The following is an 18,035-nucleotide window of genomic DNA, read 5'->3' as shown; positions in this document are numbered from 1 at the left end:
TTTTCTTTTAATTGATATAATTTTAGAAGAAACAAAAGAATAACGCCAGAGAGGAGTTGAGAGGGTTATGATGAGGATTTATAAATTTGCATTCATCTCCCTCTTATTTGGAATAGCTTCAGCAATTAGTTTCTCAGCGATTACCCCAGCCGGGAAACTTGGTTATGCAATCTGCATAAGCGAAAAAACTTACGCAGATAAGGATTGGAAAGCCGTAGCGGAGGCTTTGGAGGCGAAATATAAGGGAAGATTCAAAGTGAGGCTGTTCAAGTTTAAAGAGGATGTGAAAGCTCTCAAGGATGAGCTTGCAAAATTCGCGCCTCGCTATGTATGTTTCGTTATGCCACCGGAGGAGTTAGCATCTCACAAGGATTTCGTGCCGATAGTCAACCAAATGCTTCGCCAACTTGACGATGACCCTTACGGAGATGCCATTTGGGGGATAATAACCGGCTACGATGTGGAGGATGCCTTGAGGATAGCGAAGTTTCCCGGTCCCATAAGATTGAGGAGAGCGCTCTCTGGTTGTGGGGCGATGTATTTGGAGCATTTTTGCCAGGGGAAGGGATTTGATGAGGGAAAGCAGGGAGTAGGGTATGTAAAGAGCGTGGATGGGAGCATAAAGCAGTGCGAGGTCTCGCCGGATGCGACCAAGGAAATCGTGGATGAGCTCAACAGCAATATCTACGATTTCTTCGTCACGAGCGGACACGCAACGGAACACGATTGGCAAATAGGCTATACATTCAAGAGCGGGCAGTTCCGCCACGAGAATGGTCGGCTTTTCGGGTTGGATACCAAAGGGAATAGATATTACATCAATTCCATTAACCCCAAAGTCTATCTCCCAGCGGGAAATTGCCTAATAGCCCACATAGATGGAAAGGATTGCATGGCAACCGCCTATCTGCATTCCGCTGGCGTTTACCAGATGTATGGCTATACAGTGCCGACTTGGTATGGCTTTGGTGGTTGGAATGTTATGTGGTTCCAAACATCTGCGGGCGATTATCTTACATTCGCTGAGTCAACCTTCTTCACAAACCAGACCCTCCTTATGCATCTCATAGAAAAGGTGCCGGAGGTGGTGAATAACGAGAGACATCTTAAGGGTCATATCTACGATAGAGATGTTTGCGTCCTCTACGGCGACCCTGCCTTGGAGGTAAGGATGAACAAGATGTGCAATATCCCCGCGATTTTCCTCAAATTGAATTTCCGTTCAATAGGGATGGGAGCTTACAAATTCACCTTCACCGCAACTGCTCTCAGGGATTTATCTTTTGACCCCACGAGGGCGGATGCCGTTGCCACTTTCCTTCCCTTTAGAATTAAAGGTGTGGGAGATATAAAAGCAGATGAGAACACCAAACCAGTGATAACTGATGATTTCATCCTTATGGAGATAAAGGGGAATATGAAGAAAGGGGAGAGCAAAAGCATCAGCTTTATAGCGTACAGGTTTTAATTTAAAATAGTTGATATGAAGCTTTTCTTTAAAGGTTATTTGTTATGTGTTTTTCTTTTGGCTTTTCCTCTGCTAATCTTGGGAGCAGCGAAGCCCAAGAGGGTAGCGCTCATTTCAAGTTCTGGTGTGAACAACGATTACCGCAGTTGGAACGAATATGATGGAGCTTTGAAGGAGCTCGGTTGGCAATACGATAAATTCAGAAATACCGAGCTTGATAAGTTTTTCTCAAAAGCAAATGAATATGACCTCATTCTCACGACCTCCCTCTGGAACTACGGAGACCCTCAAGATATGAAGCGCTTTATGGCTCAATTGCGAGAGTTTCTCAGGAATGGTGGGATAATAATTCTCACGGACATGGCATATCAGCCTATGTGCGATTGGCTATCCTCGCTTGACCCTGAGCTTTTCATCACATATGGCGATGCGAGAAGGGATATCGGTGATTTGTCCGCTCTTGACCTTTCCTCGCCATCTTCTTTTCTCTCTAATCCCCATCACATAGGAGCATTCAACTATTGGGCGCATTTTCCTCAATGGGGGAAGAGATATCAGGTTTGGGCGAAGACGAAGGGAGGAACGGCTCTCGGGCTCTACACCTCAATTGAAGGCGGGATTTTGATAGTCACCACCGGCTTCGCTTTCTCCCCTCAGATGTTGGAAAATCTATATACAAACGCTTTGATGTTAAAATGCGGGGTTGATGTTCATTGGGAAGAGGCTCCTAAAAGCATGATTCCCGGGGAATTCAAGGGAATGCTTACAATTAAAAATTTAAGGGATGGCGAGCTAAAGATTGAGGTGCAAGCGATTATAGAGGATAAAAATAAAGAGATAATCGCTCAATCGGAGATTTCCCGATTAGCCCTCAAACGCGGAGAGGCGAAATCCATCTCGTTTATCCTGCCTTGTAGCAGAAGGGGTGAGTTCACTGTGGTTGCGAGATATAGGACGAGCGAGATGAAGACCCCAGAGGAGGTTCTCCATAGCTTTAGAATCCTTCCTCTCATTGAAGTTTCTTTGAATAGAGTTGTGTTAGCTCGCCAAGACAAATTGAAGGTGGTAATCCTCACTGCGCCAAAGGAAAAAGAGGAGGCAAAAATTGAATTGCTCATTCAAAATAAACAGCAAAAGATTATTTGGAGCAAGAAGTTCGTAGGGAAGGGGAGGGATTTGCTTGAGATTCCCCTTAGGACCTTCACGCCCGGGATGTATAGCTTGAAGGCGAGCGTTGAGACGGAAAGCGAGAAAGGGGAAGCGATGCTTGGATTCAAGGTAGAAGATGTGAGCAAGATAAATGCGATAACGAAGATAGGCAAAAGGGGAGAATTGCTCATAAATGGAAAGCCCTTCTTCCCTCTTGGCACCTATCATATCGGTGCGGAGGATTTCAAGAGGGCGAAGGAAATGGGTTTTAATTGTATAACATCTCCCATCTATGCGCCCGAACAGGAAGAGCTTACACCTGAACAGCTTTCCTGGCATAATTCAGCCTATAAAGAAGGGCTTTGGGTTATAACGGAGTTGAGCGAGTACATAAGGGGTGGTAGGAGGAATTTTGGGGAAGCGAAGGCAATGGTATCCCAGTTACGACTTCATCCGGCAACGATAGCTCATTATGTCATTGACGAACCCTTGGGCTGTGGGATAGGAGTTGAGAAAGTAAGGGACTTTTGCCAATTGGTGAAGGAGGTTGACCCCGAGCATATAACTTTCGTCAACGAGGTTCCAGGAGCGGTTGTCAACTATGCTGGGATAGGGGATGTAACGGGAACTGACCCCTATCCGATAGGAGCGGGAATACCAAAGAGCCTTGCTTGGGTAGGGGAAGCGGTTGAGAGTGCGGTTAAAGCGAGCAGGGGAAAGCCGGTTTGGGCGGTAATACAGGCGCATCGCCAGCCGCCCGCTAACTCCCAGAATCGCTATCCTGCTCCTGAGGAGCTGCGTTGTATGAGTTATCTCGCCTTAAATCACGGGGCTAAAGGAATCCTCTTTTACGCCTGGGCGGATGCTTATCAAACGGAGAAGGGCATCTGGGAGAGCGGTTTCAAATTCAATCCCCAATTAATGGAATATTTCCCAATCCTTTTGAAGGAGCTTAAAGAAATAGGGATGGAATATGTATTGGGAGAGGTGGAGAGGGTATCGTCTCAATTCGTTTCCCCCTCAACATTGGATGTTGTGATTTTGAAGTATAAAGGGAAAGAGAAGTTGATAGCGATAAATCCATTGGGGGAGGAAGTGGAGGGGAAGATACATCTCCCTGGCGGTGAGTTAGTCCGTCACTTCAAGCCATTTGAAGTTGTCATATCTCAATTTCGCGATTAAAAAATTGTTGACACAGTAATGGCATAGTTTATAATGGAAGTAAATGAAAGATAGAATGTCTGAAATGGCATTTATTTTTTCAGAGTTGAGTAGAGAAGCAGTTTGTAGGAAGGAGGCGATGGTTATTTGAGAGTTCTTTGAAACGGGAGGAAAAGGTTTGGGCCCCAGGCTTTCCCCTCTCCTGATATATTGGGCAAAAATCTAAAAAGAAAGGAGGTGAAAAGGATGAAAAGGAAAGGATTCACGCTAATTGAGCTATTGGTCGTCATAGCTATCATCGCCATTCTTGCGGCGATTCTCTTCCCCGTTTTCAGCCGTGCAAGGGAGAAAGCGCGACAGACGACTTGTCTTTCCAACCTGAAACAGATAGGGACGGGAGCTTTGATGTATCTTCAGGATTGGGACGAGAAGTTTCCCCCACTTGACCATCAATGCCTCTACGGTGGAAATCCCGGTGAATGGTGCGGTGTTTCAGCTAATCCCTATCTGAAATGGCCTGTGGTTTTCGACCCCTATGTGAAGAACAGAAATGTCTATCTCTGCCCGAGCGGAACGATATATACTCAACCTCCAATCTATCCCTGTGGACAAGTCTGCTGTGCACCTTTCCCCCAAGGTTGGGAGGGCTTTAGATGGAATATTGGCTTCAACTTGGATGGGTTGCTTGAGAGGTCTCTGGCTCAAATACAGCGTCCAGCTAAATATCTCCTGGCTGCGGATTCCGCCACGCCTATGTTCGCCTCAAATGTGGGCAGAGTGATGTTCGCCAATGAATGTCGTGCAAGTTGTAATGCCCCTGCGGATTGGAAGACAAACACCGCTTGGCAGGAGCGGGCAACGCGACACTCCATGGGCTCCAATCTTCTAATGGTAGACGGGCATGCTAAGTGGTATCATTGGCAGTCGGTATATGGCAAAGCATGTGCGTTCACATCCGACCCGCTCGTTGAGGGCATGTGGTTCTGCGGTCCTTGGTGATTTTAAAGGGGGCGGGAGGCGGAGCCTCCCGCCCCCCAATAAAGAATGAGACGCGTAAAATAAAAAACTTTCCTCCTCAAAGATATTAACCCAATCTTTTAAAAACAAAAATAATACAAAATTTTTATGATTAAGTTTAGATTTTTCCAGCAATTTACATCCCCAAAAGATTATCCTATTGACTCTCTTATTTTTCTCGTCTTCAATTATTAAACAGAGGCTTCTTCAAAGCATCCGATAAAAATAAAAGAGAAAGGAGGTGAAAAGGAATGCGGAGACGAGGTTTCACATTGATAGAGCTGCTGGTGGTGATAGCCATTATCGCCATCTTGGCAGCCATCTTGTTCCCTGTCTTCTCAAGGGCAAGGGACCAAGCTCGTAAGGCCGCATGCACGAGCAATATGAAGCAGCTTGCGATGGCGCTAATGATGTATGTTCAGGACTGGGATGAGGCGTATCCGCCCGTGAGGTTCGGCGCTGGTAGACCCTGCTGGGACCCCGCACCCACCTATAGCAGCTGGAGAACGCTGACACAACCCTATGTGAAGAACTGGCAGATATATGATTGCCCTTCTTTCCCCGATTGGTGCTGCAGCGAGGAATCGCGCAATGGCATCCCAGATGCGCCCAGATATATTGACTACCAATACAACGGTTCCCAGTTCTGCCCGAGCCCGAACCATCATGTTTGGAAGATGGCTGACTTCCCTGCTCCAGCCGACCTTATATTGGTGCAGGAAGGAGGACTTCAGTGCGCACCTGATACGGGAACTTGGTGCAACTGGGTTTTCCGAAAAGATACAGCTATTCATAGCGGTGGAAAGAACTATATATTCGCCGATGGGCATGTAAAATGGATGAAGCCCCAGCAAACGACATCGCCGATAAACATGTGGGCACAGGTTGCGCGGAATCCAGGCGATATAACTACGCCCTGCACGCCCTACGATTTGACCTGTAGCGACGGATACGAGCTGCCGTAAGGAAAGAAAAGGGGGCGGGAGGCAGTGCCTCCCGCCCCTAAAAGACAATTATGAAAAATTCAGTTTTTTCCTTTCTCTTGAAAATTTATTATTTTGTCCTTTGTGAGGTTTACCTTTAGGAAGTCAGGATGATAAAGGTGGGAATTTCCTCTTTTGCCATCGTAGCCCTCCGAAGGCAGGTGTAGCAATCCCGATTTTATGAAGGACTTCTCTGAGTGTCATCGTGAGGCTTCCCGTAAGGAAAAACTGTGGCAATCTCGTATTTAATCATGGCTAAGGAATGAAATTGTCAGGTCCTCCTTTTTCAATCTGATTCATCATCTTTTATTTATTTTTCAAAAACCTTTACCCATGCCAGCAATGACAGAAGGGGTGCTTTTCGCAATCTCTTCCCCATAACTTCGTTTTCCCTTGTTTTTATGGACAAACTTCAAAAAATTGATAAAATATAGATTGCTTTTGATTTCATTTTGGAAGGAGGATAGAAGATGCAGAAGGTCTATCTTTACCGCTGTCAGAAATGCAAGGAGCGAGTTTATTCTCGTTCCCCTTTGCAGGAAGGGCAGAAGTGTCCCGTTTGCGGCGGTGAGTTGAAAGAAGAAGAGAAGAAATAAGGGGAGTGGGGCGGGACGCATTGCGTCCCGCCCCCTATCCGCGGTATGCCTTCAAGATTCGTTGACGACTGGCAAAGAATCAAAGAACGCCACCGAGCCTGGTGGCTAAGAGAAGGTTATCTCCTCCAAATAGTCGCCCCTAAAAAGCAATTCATTTATCCTCCACCCAAAGACCTCCTACAATACTGGACTGACCCCGAATATGTTGTTGGACGCTGGGAAGAATATTTCAACTCCACCTATTTTCTCGGCGATGCTTTCCCCTATATCTTCGTTAATCTCGGACCATCCATCGCAAGCGCCTACCTTGGCTGTCCACTCGTCTTGCAAAACGACACGACTTGGCAGGAACCGATAATTGAAAATGTTGAAGAGCTCCTCAATCTCCAATTCGACCCGAATAACGAATGGTGGCAGAAAACTTTAGCGATAATCTCTTATGCCTGCCAGCGCTCGCAGGGTGAATACATCGTCTCCTTCACCGATTTAGGTGGAATCAGCGACATACTTTCACATCTTTGCGGTCCCGATAAATTGTGTGTATATCTCCTTGAACATCCCGAGATAGTGAGCAGAGCGCTTGAATGGATTGCTGATTTGTGGTTCAAGCTTTACGAGGAACAATATGAGATAATCAGAAATTATCAAGATGGGACCTGTGGATGGTTGAATGTGTGGGCGCCGGGTAAATCCTATCCCCTTCAAGAGGATTTCTCATGTATGATTAGCGAGAGGATGTTCAGAGAATTTTTGCTTCCCCATATAGAAAAGCAGACCAATTTCCTTGATTTCTCCGTCTACCATCTTGATGGACCGGGAGCGATACGGCATCTTGATGCTTTATTGGAACTGCCAAGGCTCAACGCCATTCAGTGGGTTCCCGGGGCGGGAGCTCCCCCTATGCCGGAATGGCTTCCTCTCTTGAAGAGGATTCAGGAGGCAGGAAAAGGACTTGTTTTGGATGTTCCTCCCCAGGATGTGGGGATTTTATTCAGGGAATTGGATTGGAGGGGATTATGTGTGCGGACTTGGTGTGGCTCAAAAGAAGAGGGGGAGAGATTATTGGATGTTGTTGAGAGGGAATTCGCATAGAATCCATATAGACTAAAAACGATAGAGGTTTAAAATATATTAAAAATAGAAAGGAGGTTTGAGAAAATGAAGATTGGATTTTTGACTGATTACAGTGAGGAGATAGTTCGCTGGGCGAGTGAGGTAGGCTTCGGCAGTTTGGAGCTCTCTGCGGGACCAGGCTCATCTCTGGACGCCGAGAAGTTGACGAGCAGGGATATAGACGATGTTAGGAGGTTTTGCGAAAGGAACAAGATAGAGATTTCCGCCCTTGGCTTTTACGCCAATCACCTTGACCCAGATGAGAAGGTGAGGAAGCGGATAAATGACTATTTTATGAAGCTCATAGATGTGGCTGCAGAAATGGATGTGCGGGTCATCTGCACCTTCGCTGGTAGGGTTCCCGAGCTATCAATAGAGGAGAACATCCCCATCTTCAAGGAAGTCTTTGCTCCCTATATGGAGAAGGCGGAACGGAGGAATGTGAAAATTGCAATTGAGAACTGCCCAATGATGGGAGGGCACCCCTTCAGGGGTATAAACATAGCCTTCACTCCGGAGGCGTGGGAAATGATGTTTGAGGCTGTGGATTCGCCCTATCTGGGCTTAGAGTATGACCCATCACATCTGCTTTGGCTACAAGCGGATTATATTCAAGCGATAAGGGACTTCGGCGACCGTATATTCCACATCCACGCCAAGGACACGGAGATTTTCTACCACAAGCTTGGAAAGGCGACGATTTATGGCTCGGGATGGTGGCGCTATCGCATACCCGGCTGGGGAGAGGTTGACTGGCAGGCGGTTATATCTGCTCTTTTGGATGTCGGCTACAGCAACAACTTGGACATAGAGCATGAGGACCCTGTCTTCCATGGTCCAAGATTCAAGGAGGGGCTCCTTCTCGGGCTCAAACATCTTTCCCAATTCATTATTTAGTTCTTGAGGTGAGGGAAAATGGAGAAGGTGAGAGTTGGTATAATCGGGATAGGAATCGGAAGAGCGCATCTGGATGCCTATAAGAAGAATCCGAAGGCAGAGGTTCTCGCCCTCTGCGATGTGAGGGAAGAGGAGACTAAGAAATTGGCGGAGAAGTATGGGGTAAAGTATGTGTTTACCGACTACAAGAAGATGTTGGAGATGGAGGAGATAGACGCTGTTTCCGTCTGCACGCCTAACTATCTCCATATGCCGATGACAGTTGAAGCTCTGGAGGCGGGCAAGCATGTTCTCTGTGAAAAGCCGCCGGCGAGGAATGTGGAAGAAGTGGTGAAGATGAAAGAGGCGGTTGAGCGGACGGGGAAGAAATATATGACCGCTTTGGTGCAGAGGTTCAGCGCAGAAGGACGATATTTAAAGAGGCTTTCTGAGGAAGGCTTTTTTGGTGAGATTTATTCGGCGATCTGTTTGTGGCAGAGGAGGAAGGGAATCCCTGGGATGGGAGGGTGGTTCACTCAGAAGGAAAAGGCTGGTGGGGGACCGGTTATAGACATAGGAGTGCACATTCTTGACCTGGTGCTTTATATAATGGGGTATCCGAAAGCTGTTAGCGTGATCGCGGAGACATATGCGAAGTTCGGTCCCTATGGCGAGGGAGCGGGTGGCTGGGGCATACGGGAGGCGGGAGGGAAATTTGATGTTGAGGACCTCGCTAATGCTTTGATAAGGCTGGAGAATGGGGCGACAATCCTTCTGCAGGTGAGCTGGGCTTCCAATATAGAGAGCGACCGCTTGGGCGCTTCCTTGCAGGGAACGAAAGCGGGAGCTGAATGGGGACCTCTCCGCCTCTTCACCGACATCGCAGGACAGCCAGTGGATATCATACCTCATCTTCCTCCAACAGATGCTTTCGCCGGAGAGATAGACCATTTCATAGAATGCATCTTGGAGGATAAGGAGCCGATTCCTAATATAGAACAGGCGATAGCGATACAGAAGATACTTGATGCTATCTACAAGTCAGCCGAGATTCACAAAGAGGTGGAGGTTTAGCAAAAATCAGAGCGTTAAATAACCTATCTTATTTCGGGAGCCTAGGCGAAGCCTCGGCTCCCGAAATTTTAAAAAGATTTTGAATTTATACCTCCATTTTCCTTGACGCTTGGGTGGTGCCATCATATTATAAGTAAAGAAATGCCAGGACTCGGTCCCCTTTTGAAAAGTCTCTTCAGGAGCATAGGAATACCTACCCTATGGGCTGAGCCCCTACGAGCGATAATAGTCAGCGTGGCGATTCTGGCTCTCATAATGCTCGTGGTTATGGTTTTGCTCTGGCTTTTGCGAAGGTTTATCGCTTATATGCAGAGCAGGCTCGGTCCAAATAGGGTGGGTCCGGAGGGACTTCTCCAACCCGTTGCGGACGCAACAAAATTGCTCATAAAAGAGGATGTGACCCCAGGGGCTGCTGATAAAGTGATGTTCAGCGTTGCTCCTATCTTGATTTTCCTTCCCGCCTTCTTAATCTATCTAGTCATCCCCTTTGGTAAGGGAATGGTGGCGAAGGATTTCAATATTGGGTTAGTTTTCGCTTTGGCGGTGGGTGGGATAACTTGCATCGCTATAATCCTCGCTGGCTGGGCGAGCAATAATAAGTATTCAATATTGGGAGGGATGCGTTCAGCCGCCCAGTTAATAGCCTATGAGGTGCCGATGGTCTTCTCCCTTCTGGGTGTTGTTATGCTCGCTGGAACATTCAAGATGGGTGGAATTGTGGAGGCGCAATCGGGAGGATTTTGGGGGGTAATACCTCGCTGGTTCGTCTTTTATCAGCCCCTTGGCTTCTTGGTTTTCTTCATTTGCGCCCTCGCTGAGCTCGGACATCTCCCTTTCGATTTGCCTGAGGGGGAATCCGAGCTGGTAGCTGGATATAGCGTTGAATATTCCGGGATGCGTTTCGCCCTCTTCTACCTCTCGGAGTTCTCAAACGCCTTTGCTCTCTCGGCTATAGCCGTCACTCTTTTCTTCGGCGGTTGGAAGCCTCCTCTCGCCTTTATCCCAGATTGGTATATCCTCTCTCCTTTCTGGTTCATCCTCAAAGTCGGGATAATGGTTCTATTTTTGATGTGGCTTAGGGCAAGCATCGTAAGGGTGAGGATTGACCAAGTCCTCTCCCTCGGTTGGAAGGCGCTCCTCCCCGTCGCAGTTTTCAACTTATTGCTCACGGGTGGGTTGATGCTGGTATGAGAGTGATATGGGGAATGATTCTCACTCTTTGGAGCGTTTTGAAATCCCTTAGTATAACTTTTCTTTACTTTTGGAGAAGGAAAGTTACGGTTCAATATCCCGAGGAAAGGATAGAGCATCCGCCCAGGTTCAGGGCTTCCGTTGATGTTGATATAAATAAATGCATAGCTTGTGGGATTTGTCAGAGAGTTTGTCCCAGCAAGGTGATAGAGATAGAGGCTTGGAGAGTGAAGGAAGGGGAGAAAGAGGTGAGGAAGCCTCGTTCCTTCACGCTAAATTTAGGTCGCTGTATGGTTTGCGGGCTATGCGCCGAGTATTGCCCAACAGAAGCAATTAGGATGACGCAAGAATACGAGTTGTCCGGTTATACCAGAGAGGCGCTTGTGAGGAGGCGCTCGTAGATGACGGTTGAAAGCTTTGCGATTTATTTCGGCTTCTTCCTATCCGCCTTTTTGGCCGTGGGCGGAGCTCTGGGTGTTGTCCTCCTCCCAAATCTCGTCCACTGCGCCTTCTCCCTCGCTCTTTCCCTCTTGGGGGTAGCGGGTATTTTTATGCTCATTGATGCCCCATTCTTGGCGGTGATACAGGTTCTCGTCTATGTGGGTGGAATCGTAGTTTTGATACTGTTTGCTATTATGCTCACCGGCAGAATGATGGGTAAAGGGGAGAGGCAGTTCAATAAGCAGAGCCTTTCTGCCCTGATATTCGTCCTTCTCTTTTTCGCCATCCTCATCATCACGCTCTGGATAGATTGGGGAGCGGTTAAGCCACTTGACGATACCACAGCGACGATTGCGAGGGAGGTTTTCCAGAATTATTCCTTTCCCTTGATGATTTTAGCGGTTGTTCTGTTCTTATCCGCTGTTGGAGCTCTTGTATTGGCGAGGGATAAAAGTTGATAGACACTAGGGCGATTCTCATAGTTTCTGCCTTGATATTTTCCATCGGGCTCTACGGAGCCCTAAGCAGGAGGAATGCCATCGGTATTTTGATGTGTGTTGAGCTTATGCTCAATGGAGCGAATTTGAACCTTGTCGCCTTTTCCCGCCTCCATCATCTTCCCATAGGGCAGGTATTCGCCCTCTTCGTAATAGCCTTGGCAGCTGCCGCGGTGGTTGTAGGCTTGGCGATAGTTATCCTCGTTTACAAGCAGATGGAGGACATAAATGTTGATAAGTTCAACCTGATGAAATGGTAAGGATAGAATATCTCGCACCCCTTATTCCCTTTTTGCCTTTCTTAGCTTCCGCGATAACAATATTCTGGGGAGGGCGCTCACCCGGAAGAGGCGCCTATATCCCAATTGGTTTCCTTTCCCTCTCCACAATCCTCTCATTTTACCTTTTCCTAACTCTCTATCACGTTTTCCCAAGCTATTCCTTCGAGCTAAGCGCATCTTGGCTGAAAGCCAATGGCTGGGAGGTAAATGTTGGCTATCGCCTTGATGCTCTTTCCCTTTCTATGAGCTGTATGGTCGCACTCGTTTCTCTCTTAATTCATATTTATTCAATCGGATATATGGCGGGAGATAAACGCTATAGCCTTTATTTCGCCTACCTTTCCCTCTTCACTTCAGCAATGCTAACTTTGGTTATATCCAATTCCCTCCTTCTTCTCTACATAGGCTGGGAATTGGTTGGGCTCTGTTCCTATCTTCTCATCGGATTTTGGTATGAGCGACCTCCCGCCTATAGGGCGGCAATGAAAGCGTTTTTGACAACGAGATTGGGAGATATAGGCTTTTTCCTCGGCATACTTTACATCTTCCTCAACATCCATTCCACTGCTTACACGGACTTGGAGAGGGCAATTCCCCAGATGGGGGAGCATTTCGCCTTGGTAGCGAGCCTTCTTTTGTTCTGCGGAGCGGTGGGGAAATCGGCTCAATTCCCCCTTCACATCTGGCTACCTGATGCGATGGAGGGTCCAACACCTGTTTCCGCCCTCATCCACGCAGCGACGATGGTAGCAGCGGGAGCATATATGGTGGCTCGCCTCTTCCCCTTGTTCTCCTATTCCTCTACCGCCTTGCTGGTCGTGGCAATTATCGGAACGATAACCGCCCTTATGGCGAGCTTTTTAGCTTTAGTGCAGAACGATATAAAGAGGGTTTTGGCTTACTCAACGATGAGCCAATTGGGGTATATGATGCTTGCTTTAGGGATGGGGAATATGCAGGCGGGGATGTTCCATCTTCTATCCCATGGTTTCTTCAAGGCGCTCCTCTTCATGTCCGCTGGGTGCGTGATACATCACCTTGGAACAAACGATATATGGGAGATGGGAGGTCTTTGGAGAAGGATGCCGATTGCCTCTATAACATTCCTTGTTGGAACGCTTTCCCTTGCTGGAATTCCTCCCCTTGCTGGTTATTTCAGCAAGGAAATGGTGATTTCCTCCGCATTCAAGGAATTTCCTTTCTTCGCCCTATCCCTCTTTGGAGCATTTCTAACCGCGTTGTATATGGGGAGGGTATTCATCGTTGCTTTCCTCAATCCTGCTAACGGGGAAGAGAAGATAGATGAGGAAAAGGTTATGGCTGTTCCTATTATCATTCTCTCCCTGATTACCCTGTTCTTCGGTTTGGCAGGCGGTCCTTTAGTTCATATATTGGGAGGTGGCGAGGAAGAGGGAATCCCTCTTCCCTATCTCTCCCTCCTTTTCCCTCTCGGAGGCTTTCTATCCGCCTATTTAATCTATGCTATTTCTTGGGATAGGGAGAAAGTTATGGAACTTTTGCGACCGTTCCACACAGCCCTCGTTAGGCGTCTTTACATAGATGATTTCTATATGATGGTGTTGGTGAAGCCTGCGTTTTACATCTCAAGGCTTTTCGCTACTTTTGATTTGAAAGGAGTTGATGGCTTGGTGAACTCGGTTGGAAGGGTTACATTGATTGCTTCCTATTTTCAGGGTTGGTTTGACAAATATGTGGTTGATGGATTTGTGAATGCCACCGCCTGGATAACGGGCGCGTTCAGCTTCATCATTCGCTATCTACAAAGTGGACTTGTCCAGTTCTACCTCCTCGTCGCCCTCTTGGGGCTAATAATATTCCTTCTAATTTGAGGAAGTGAGGAAGAATGTTGCTGAGCACTCTTCTTTTGATACCGCTTGTTGGAAGCATCTTCGTCTTATTCCTTCCCAGTGAAGAAAGGAAGCTGATAGAGAGGTCCGCTTTGTTCTTCTCTGGTATCGCGCTTTTCTACTCCATTGCCCTTCTCTGGACGCTTGATTATCAGGAAGGGATTATTCAGCTGGAGGAAATTTATAGATGGATACCGAGCATAAATGTTCGCTACCACATCGGAGTTGACGGGATAAGCATGCCCCTCGTCATCCTCACAACCCTTTTGACCTTCGTCTCAATTCTTTACTCCACGATAGATATAGAGAGAAGATTGAAGGAGTATTATTTCCTTTTTCTTCTCTTGGAGTTCGGGATGCTCGGCGTATTCCTCGCCCTTGACTTCTTCCTCTTTTATCTTTTCTGGGAGATAAGCTTGGTGCCTATGTATTTCATCATAGGTGTGTGGGGAGGACCGAAGAAGGAATATGTAGCTATCAAGTTCTTCCTCTACACCCTCTTCGGCTCTCTCGCTATGCTCTTAGCAATTCTTCTCTTGTATTTCACATCCTCCCCCCATACATTTGATATCCTTCAACTCACTCAGCAAAAGCCGCTCTCAGGCAAGCCACTTCTTGAGGGGTTAGCCTTTCTCGGCTTTTTCCTTGCCTTCGCCATCAAGCTCCCCTCTTTCCCCTTCCATACCTGGCTTCCCGACGCCCATGTTGAGGCGCCGACAGCTGGCTCCGTCATCCTTGCAGGAATCCTCTTGAAGATGGGAGGTTATGGCTTTTACAGGATTCTGCTTCCCATTCTTCCCGAAGCTTGTTTTCGCTATGCCCCCTGGGTTGGGCTACTCGCCCTTATGAGCATAGTTTACGGAGCGCTTGTGGCGATGGCGCAGAGCGATTTCAAGAGGCTTGTTGCCTACTCCAGCGTCAATCATATGGGATACGTTCTCCTGGCTTTCACCGCCGCCAGCTTCACTGCGGGAAACTGGACGAAGGAGGCAAGCCTCGCCCTAACTGGTGGGGTTCTGGAGATGGTTGCTCACGGATTGATAACCGGTTCTCTCTTCCTCCTTGTGGGAATGATTTATGTGAGGACGCATAACCGGGACTTGAATAAATATGGTGGATTGGGAGCGATTCTCCCTCGCTATGGTGGATTCCTTAGCTTTTTCTGTCTCGCCTCGCTGGGGCTTCCCGGGCTTGCCGGCTTCGCCGCGGAGTTCACAATCTTCCTTGGCTCCTTCTCCTCCGCTAAGGAGTTCGTCGCCTTTGCACTCTTGGGTGTGATTATAACTGCAGCCTTCTTCCTCTGGACCATCAGGAGGGTGCTTCAGGGACCTCTCAATCCAGATTACGAGAAAGTAGAGGATATAGGGAAGATAGACATCCTTTCCCTTGCCCCTCTCGCCCTCGGCACATTCCTTATGGGAGTCTATCCATTCCCTTTGATTGAATTCATCCAAAAGGCGATAAAAGTTACTTTGGGAATTATGTGACCGCTATGGAGAAACTTCTTCCCCTCCTTCCCGAGATAACGCTCTTTTTAGGCGCTGTTTTCTGCCTGATAATGGAGCTCCTTGGCAAGGAAAGAGAGTATATGTTCGCTATAGCGATAGGCGCTCTCCTCGTTGCGCTGGAGGGGGTAATTGCCTCTGTGGTCGTCCTTCCCGTTTTCGCAGGCGTTATATTCGCTGGTGGTTTTGCCTTTGACTCCCTCGCCCTTTTTGTAAAGGGAGTTTGTATTGTCGGGATGATGCTTATAGCCCTCATCTCAGCGAGATATATGAAGGGTAGAAAATACGAGGGGGAATATTATCTGTTACTGCTCTTATCAACTCTCGCTTTATGTCTTCTCGCCTCTGCCTACGACCTCATCTTTCTTTACATTTCCATTGAATTTCTTAGCATTTCAAGCTATATACTTGCTGGCTATCTTCGGGATAACCCAAAGTCAGGGGAAGCTGCCCTGAAATATTTCCTTTTCGGCGTCGTTTTGTCGGCGACGATGCTTTATGGTTTGAGCATTATTTATGGGATAAGTGGTGGGACGAGTTTCTCCGCGATATCTTTGAGTTTGAAGGAAAGCCAAATTGCCAAGTTTGCCTTCGTTCTCGTCCTCGCTGGCTTCGGCTTCAAATTGGCTATTGTCCCCTTCCATATGTGGGTGCCAGATGTCTTTGAGGGAGCGCCCACTCCCATCTCCGCCCTCCTATCGGTTTTCCCTAAGCTCTCTGCCTTTTTGGCGTTCTATCGTTTTCTCAACCAGTGTTTTGGAGGGAAGGAATGGGTATTACTCATAGCTTGGCTATCGGTCTTAACTATGACGCTCGGCAATCTCATCGCTATTCAGCAGAAAAATGTGAAGAGGCTTTTGGGTTATTCAACCATAGCCCATGCTGGCTATCTCCTTATAGCTTTGGCTCTCTCAACGAGCTATTGGGGGAAGTTCTCCCTTTTCTTCTATTTCCTTCCCTATATGTTTGCCAATATAGGTGCCTTCGCTGTAGCTATTGCTGTTTATTTGAAGGAAGGCAAGGAGGATTTGGAGGATTTCAGGGGTCTCTCAAGGCGCTCGCCATTCTCCGCTTTAGCTATGGTCATCTTCCTTCTATCCTTGATAGGGATACCAGGGACGGGAGGGTTTGTCGGCAAGTTCTTCATCTTCGCCACGGCGATAAAGGGAGGAATGGGATGGCTTGCGGTAATCCTGTTATTGAATAGCGTGGTTTCCGCTTTTTACTATTTGAAAATAGTGAGGGAGATGTTCATCGTGGAGAAAGAGGGGGAAAGGCTTGAGGAACCGTTTACGCTTAAATTGGCCTTGGGAATCTGCCTTTCCTTCACCCTTCTTTTGATGTTCTATCCTCAGCCTTTCATTAACCTTGTTCAAGCAAGTTTGTCTTCCTTTTAGAAAACAGCGGGTTCATTTTGCCTTAATGGAAATCGCCATTTTATATAATTTGAAGTCGTAATAGGAACTAACTGGGCGAGGTTTAAATTTGTATACGATGAAACTCAATGTGCCATCATTATTCCAAGAGACACCTCCAATTCTCTCGCCTCTTTTGAAGGGCGGGCGAGGGAGGAGATATTCTTCAAATTTGTTTTGGTAGAAACTATAAAGCCGATAGTCTTCACTTAAGCCTCCCGAAAAAAGGAAGACTTCCCTACCATCGGGAGACCATCTCGCCACATAAATATAATCCCTGAATAGCTCTCTTAAGACTGGGAGCGAGATTATGCAGTAAATATATCCATTTTTGAGATTATATATAAGAAAGAATCTCCGAGTTATGGATTCTGCGGTGGAGCTGAACAACTCAAGAACTTTCTTTTTGGTATCGTCCTTTTTCGTAAGTATATTTATTGGTTTCTCCCTCTCCTTGTTCAGAAAATCTATCAATTCTCCCACTAATAGGGATTTCGGTTCAAATTCGCATCTCCGAAGGCTTGCTTCCTCGTTCGGCTTGAGTTGAGGGAATTGGAAGGGAGAAATTTTCACCAAGTGCCCCTTATTCAAATCGATTTCGTGTATACCAGAATCTGAAATAGCTAAAAAGGCAATCCCTTTCTTTTCTAACCAAAGTCCATTTAGAAATCTGTTCTTTATCTTATCATTTAATACAAACAATTCCTTTTCCTCGTTGTTTTGCCAGTCGAGCAGAACGAGGGACATTTTTTGGGGAGTGGATTTCACTAAAAGGAGCTTTTTGGAATCCTCGCTCCAAGAGGGGGATATGCCTAAGTAATAATAATTCCTGAACTCATAGACCCTGCCATCAGTGAGATTTATGACATAATTGACGAGCGCCTTATAGCTGAGTTCTCTCCCTTTCTCGGGAGAGATTTTCCCCTCCTCTATCAATTTATTCTTTTCTTTGCGAAGCTTTTGGTCATACCCTCTTAACAATATCTTTTCTCCATCTGGCGAGAACCCCGCATCGCCTATTGGGGAGAAGTCATTAAAAGAAAAATGTTTGTTAGACATATCGTTGAGATCAATAACATATAATTTGACATTTTCACTTTGAGGGTCTGTGGAGACGAGGAGGGCTAATTTGTCGCCCGAAGGGGAGAGGAATAGGGAAAATGTTTGGGAGATGGTTGAACCTCCGAAGATTTTATTGGGGATTCTAATGCTTTTGACGATTTTCCAATTCGGTTTGTTTCTTCTTTCTTTAATCTCTTTGTAAAAAAGAAGTGAAACAGCGAGGAGAGCTAAAACAAAAATGACAAAGAGTCGCTTTAAGCGCTTAGATTTTCGCTTGCTTTCCATCGCTTAAAAATTTTAAAGGATTTTTAGGGGGGCGGGAAGGCTACGCCTTCCCG

Annotated in this window: 15 protein-coding genes; 14 read left to right on the top strand and 1 reads right to left on the bottom strand. The window is 46.9% G+C overall.

Annotated elements, in window-relative coordinates:
* Positions 1-67: 67 nt before the first annotated feature.
* The 14 genes from H5T88_01670 to H5T88_01605 all read left to right on the top strand — a co-directional run bounded on the left by H5T88_01670 (position 68) and on the right by H5T88_01605 (position 16,617).
* A complete protein-coding gene (locus H5T88_01670; GenBank protein MBC7329047.1) occupies positions 68-1,468 on the top strand; it encodes a hypothetical protein in 1,401 nt (466 codons plus the stop codon).
* A gap of 15 nt (positions 1,469-1,483) precedes the next feature.
* Positions 1,484-3,799, top strand: coding sequence for a hypothetical protein (locus H5T88_01665; GenBank protein MBC7329046.1), 2,316 nt, complete (start codon positions 1,484-1,486; stop codon positions 3,797-3,799).
* Between the two features lie 225 nt (positions 3,800-4,024).
* Positions 4,025-4,777, top strand: a complete 753-nt coding sequence (locus H5T88_01660; protein MBC7329045.1) for a prepilin-type N-terminal cleavage/methylation domain-containing protein — start codon at positions 4,025-4,027, stop codon at positions 4,775-4,777.
* 269 nt (positions 4,778-5,046) lie between these two features.
* Complete coding sequence (locus H5T88_01655) at positions 5,047-5,760, top strand: DUF1559 domain-containing protein (protein MBC7329044.1); 714 nt, start codon at positions 5,047-5,049, stop codon at positions 5,758-5,760.
* A 659-nt stretch (positions 5,761-6,419) separates the two neighbouring features.
* Positions 6,420-7,466 (top strand): hypothetical protein, encoded by a 1,047-nt coding sequence (locus tag H5T88_01650; GenBank protein MBC7329043.1) that lies wholly within the window; start codon positions 6,420-6,422, stop codon positions 7,464-7,466.
* 66 nt (positions 7,467-7,532) lie between these two features.
* Entirely contained in the window at positions 7,533-8,384 is an 852-nt protein-coding gene (locus tag H5T88_01645; GenBank protein ID MBC7329042.1) for a sugar phosphate isomerase/epimerase, read from the top strand.
* Between the two features lie 18 nt (positions 8,385-8,402).
* Positions 8,403-9,437 carry a Gfo/Idh/MocA family oxidoreductase gene (locus tag H5T88_01640; GenBank protein ID MBC7329041.1) on the top strand — a complete coding sequence of 345 codons (1,035 nt, stop codon included), beginning with the start codon at positions 8,403-8,405 and terminating at the stop codon, positions 9,435-9,437.
* 141 nt (positions 9,438-9,578) lie between these two features.
* A complete protein-coding gene (gene nuoH, locus H5T88_01635) occupies positions 9,579-10,628 on the top strand; it encodes an NADH-quinone oxidoreductase subunit NuoH (protein ID MBC7329040.1) in 1,050 nt (349 codons plus the stop codon).
* Positions 10,625-11,029, top strand: coding sequence for an NADH-quinone oxidoreductase subunit I (locus H5T88_01630; GenBank protein MBC7329039.1), 405 nt, complete (start codon positions 10,625-10,627; stop codon positions 11,027-11,029). The genes nuoH and H5T88_01630 overlap by 4 nt, the downstream gene beginning before the upstream one ends.
* Complete coding sequence (locus H5T88_01625) at positions 11,030-11,527, top strand: NADH-quinone oxidoreductase subunit J (GenBank protein MBC7329038.1); 498 nt, start codon at positions 11,030-11,032, stop codon at positions 11,525-11,527.
* Positions 11,527-11,826, top strand: coding sequence for an NADH-quinone oxidoreductase subunit NuoK (gene nuoK, locus H5T88_01620; GenBank protein MBC7329037.1), 300 nt, complete (start codon positions 11,527-11,529; stop codon positions 11,824-11,826). The genes H5T88_01625 and nuoK overlap by 1 nt, the downstream gene beginning before the upstream one ends.
* The gene (nuoL, locus tag H5T88_01615) at positions 11,820-13,697 is read left to right on the top strand and encodes an NADH-quinone oxidoreductase subunit L (GenBank protein ID MBC7329036.1); all 1,878 of its coding nucleotides are present in this window, start codon (positions 11,820-11,822) and stop codon (positions 13,695-13,697) included. The genes nuoK and nuoL overlap by 7 nt, the downstream gene beginning before the upstream one ends.
* A 14-nt stretch (positions 13,698-13,711) precedes the next feature.
* The gene (locus H5T88_01610; protein ID MBC7329035.1) at positions 13,712-15,202 is read left to right on the top strand and encodes an NADH-quinone oxidoreductase subunit M; all 1,491 of its coding nucleotides are present in this window, start codon (positions 13,712-13,714) and stop codon (positions 15,200-15,202) included.
* Between the two features lie 5 nt (positions 15,203-15,207).
* Entirely contained in the window at positions 15,208-16,617 is a 1,410-nt protein-coding gene (locus H5T88_01605) for an NADH-quinone oxidoreductase subunit N (protein MBC7329034.1), read from the top strand.
* A gap of 12 nt (positions 16,618-16,629) precedes the next feature.
* Here H5T88_01605 and H5T88_01600 read toward each other — a convergent pair whose 3' ends face one another.
* Positions 16,630-17,982, bottom strand: coding sequence for a hypothetical protein (locus tag H5T88_01600; protein ID MBC7329033.1), 1,353 nt, complete (start codon positions 17,980-17,982; stop codon positions 16,630-16,632).
* Between the last annotated feature and the right edge of the window lie 53 nt (positions 17,983-18,035).

This window comes from bacterium, assembly GCA_014360495.1.
In the GTDB taxonomy this organism is placed as follows: Bacteria; Armatimonadota; JACIXR01; order JACIXR01; family JACIXR01; genus JACIXR01.
This window is presented reverse-complemented; position numbering and strand designations above follow the sequence as displayed.